This window comes from Deinococcus yavapaiensis KR-236, assembly GCF_003217515.1.
Taxonomy (GTDB): domain Bacteria; phylum Deinococcota; class Deinococci; order Deinococcales; family Deinococcaceae; genus Deinococcus_A; species Deinococcus_A yavapaiensis.
Map to the genome: position 1 here is coordinate 1 of NZ_QJSX01000037.1, position 2,781 is coordinate 2,781.

At 57.0% G+C, this 2,781-nt stretch carries 3 protein-coding genes; 1 reads left to right on the forward strand and 2 read right to left on the reverse strand.

The window, feature by feature from the left end:
* Window positions 1-82: 82 nt before the first annotated feature.
* Complete coding sequence (locus DES52_RS22330; RefSeq protein ID WP_110889041.1) at window positions 83-463, reverse strand: PIN domain-containing protein; 381 nt, start codon at window positions 461-463, stop codon at window positions 83-85.
* Window positions 460-711, reverse strand: coding sequence for an AbrB/MazE/SpoVT family DNA-binding domain-containing protein (locus tag DES52_RS22335; RefSeq protein ID WP_146237432.1), 252 nt, complete (start codon window positions 709-711; stop codon window positions 460-462). Before DES52_RS22335 ends, DES52_RS22330 begins: the two co-directional genes overlap by 4 nt.
* Window positions 712-1,423: 712 nt before the next feature.
* On the opposite strand from DES52_RS22335, the gene DES52_RS22340 reads away from it, so the two are divergent.
* Complete coding sequence (locus tag DES52_RS22340) at window positions 1,424-2,119, forward strand: hypothetical protein (RefSeq protein ID WP_110889043.1); 696 nt, start codon at window positions 1,424-1,426, stop codon at window positions 2,117-2,119.
* Window positions 2,120-2,781 lie beyond the last annotated feature (662 nt).

A 2,781-nucleotide genomic window follows, 5' to 3' on the forward strand; every position in this document is an offset into this window, starting at 1 on the left:
GCGCGGCGGCGCAGTTCGTCGTCGTGCAACGCCGTGAAGGTGGCGGCGCGCGCGAGGAGGTCGCCGCGGTAGACGTCGAGGGTCACGCGACGACCCGGACGGGCACGCCGACGTCCACGTCCGCCAAGTCGGGATTCGTGGTGACCAGGGTCGCTCGAAGCCGAACGGCGAGTGCCAGGCTGGCCTGGTCCGCCAGGGAGAGGGCGCGGACGCGCGGATCGCGTTGCAGTTCGGCGATGCGAACGGCGTCTTCGGCGGTGAGGTCAAGCGTGGCGAGTCCCTCGATGGTGAGGTCGCGTAGAACGTGATCGGGGCGCGCGCCGACCGTCGCGAGTTGCGCGAGCAAGTCGGCGAGCACGACAGTTGGGATGACGAGGGTGCGGTCAGCGTTCGCGTCGCCGCGACCGTCGAGGGTGCCTTTCAGCCAGCGCCGCAGGGTGCCCGCGTCGAGCACGGTCGTCATGGCTCGACCTCGCCGGGAAGGTCACGAGGTTCGTCTGTCGATTCGTTCGTGTCATTTACGAGCAGGTTCGCGAGAGTGCTGAGGCGTTGGCGCGCGTCGCCTTTGCGCTCGAGAATGAGGCGGTCGCCGTCTCGGTACATCACGAGTCGGGTGCTCGCGTCAAGATCAAGGTCACGTCGGAGTTTTTGTGGCACGACGATGCGGCCTTGGTCGGTCATCTTGATTTCGTGCACATTGAGGTCCGTCATGGCAGAATTGTACATCGGCGTGACCGCATCTTGCATGGTGGTCTTTACTTGACCTAAGGCTAATTAGATCAGGCGGCTCAATGTGTGACACCTGTTCCAGCCATGCCGCGAACAGTGCGCTGTTGGGCATGGTTTGCGTTCGCGGCCCCCTTCAAACCGCATTTGCCTCCAACAACGTGCAGGGGGTTGGTACGGTAGCCCTATGAAGCGCTTCTCACTCCTTGCGGCGTGCTGTGTCCTGCTCTTGAGTTGCGCGTCCGACCCGAGAAAAGCAGCGGTGCAGGATTGCGTCAACAATGTGACGGACGTGGGAACAGCTAAAGGCCATGTCTTCAACGCACAAGAGGTTCAAGTGATGCGAGCGGCTTGCGAGGAAGCAGTGAGGCTGGGCAAATGGCCCTGAGCGAAGTCGACCGTAGACGTCTTGGTTACGCATCGAGTTGGGCCGCCGACGACTCCGAGAAGGAAGGCTGGTTCCAGCAGAGCGGCATCTTGTGCGTCAAGAACTACCGGGCAGAGCGCTGCTGGAGTCGACAGCCGAAGTCATGATGGAGTTCTTGGCTTTGCTTGCCAAGTACAAACGGTGATGGAAGTGTCGAGCTGATTTCCGCAGCCCCCGTTTACTTTTGCGCCACATTCCCCCAGTTGATGGGGTAGCGTTACCACAAGGAGCTATTCCAAGATGAGACATTGCATATTCAATTTCTGGCGTATGCAAAAGCGTCAGATGGCGCTCGTTCATTGCTTCGCCGTACTTCTCGGGCTTGCACTGCTATTTGTTGGGCGTGCCACTTCGCAGGCGAATTCCGAGTATCCGAAGGGCTACACGCCTGCAGCGAAGATCGATAATGTTGCTCTCGCCTTTCATGGCCCAACCACCCCTAGCTTTCGGACAGCGACCATCAAAGCTTTCAGCGAGTCTCGTTTTTACTTTGAAAGCAACAAACAGAAAACTATGGTGGCCGTGGATCAAGCTGACAGCTTGTTCTTGATCTTCACCAATTACAAGAAGGGACAGTTGTCGGGACGTATGCCATCAACGGCCAAATCCGAAATTCGGACTGGGAGGCTGTACATCAGGTGGTACCTAGATTTCACATACGGCGCGACTGTCTTAATGGCAAGGAAGATGGAGATACAGCCAGCCATCGTTGCTAGTGGCGTGAAGCCCACGAAGTTCGGGATGATGATCCTCTTACGCCGCTTGGACAGCCACGAATCTTTAGGTCTTGAGGTGAACCCAAAAGACCTCTCTCCTATAGGTCCGCTAATTTACACGAAGCAAGGCCATGATCCCGTTGAGATTGGCGAGGCGTGCCCAGACCCCACCTATAAGATTTGCTTGTACGAGACTTCTCTCGGCTCCATCAACCCGATTGAGGTCATCTACAACTTCTCATTCAACTAGAAGCGTGACGCCCGCGTAACCCTTTGGTGAGGATCCGAACGCGGTAGTCGCATGGGTGGTACCCATTGTTACCCGACGTTTCCCGGCAGGGGTAACCCGTTGGATTTTAAGAGGGAGAATAAGAATTGCCCCCTCCTACTTTATTTCCCGACCTCGAGCTATTGATTACCTTGGCAAACCTTAAGAGCCGCACCCCTTTTCGCGGGTGGCAGCATCTGATCAATGAAAAGCGCCTATCACATTATGACGGGCGCGAACGTACCAGCGGCTTACACTTATTGTACCGGAGAATGGCGTTTTCTTAAAGCGAGAAGGATTTCACTACTCCCGAGAGAGTTACGTAAAAATCGTATAACTTCCCTTCGATCCTGCGAAAAGTTGTGAAAAGCCAGACCCCGCCTCCGTGAAGGCGGGGGAATGGTGTGTTCGTCAGTGACGTAACACAGTTCGGCCGAACACAAGCAGCGTACACCACTGCAGCTCTTGAGCCACGTCAGAGCTAGACGACCAACTGCGACCAACGACTCCCCTTGGGACACGCCGGGGAGAGATAACCGGCCAGCTCTTAGACCGCCTAACAAAACCTGGCGTGCTGCTTGAAGGTGATCAGGCAACACGCCAACTGCGTGAACGCCAAGAAGATGTCCGCCCGCACCTCGTAC